The following is a 372-nucleotide window of genomic DNA, read 5'->3' on the forward strand; positions in this document are numbered from 1 at the left end:
CAGAGAAGTCAAGCCCGCCAGAGCCGATGGTACTGCGGTAATACGTGGGAGAGTAGGTCGGCGCCAAATCTTATCAAGATCACAAGCCTTGCATCATTGATGCAGGGCTTTCTTGTTTTATGCAGGGCTATAGGTGCTGTATTGTTCTTTTTTAAATCCAAATGTTTTGGTGAGCAGTGAATAGGGCGGCGTTTCTAATCAACATAAGAGCTAATCAACTGCTTAACCAATAACTCAAAATATTCAGGTGTCTATATCGGCGGTGTCTACCTCTTCCCATTCCGAACAGAGAAGTCAAGCCCGCCAGAGCCGATGGTACTGCGGTAATACGTGGGAGAGTAGGTCGGCGCCAAATCTTATCAAGATCACAAG

At 46.5% G+C, this 372-nt stretch carries 1 rRNA gene; it reads left to right on the forward strand.

Annotated features, from left to right (window positions below):
• The first annotated feature begins 243 nt into the window (after positions 1 to 243).
• Positions 244 to 355, forward strand: a 5S ribosomal RNA gene (gene rrf, locus GSY63_RS00045).
• The last annotated feature ends 17 nt before the right edge of the window (positions 356 to 372 follow it).

Source organism: Mucilaginibacter agri, from assembly GCF_009928685.1.
GTDB lineage: Bacteria > Bacteroidota > Bacteroidia > Sphingobacteriales > Sphingobacteriaceae > Mucilaginibacter > Mucilaginibacter agri.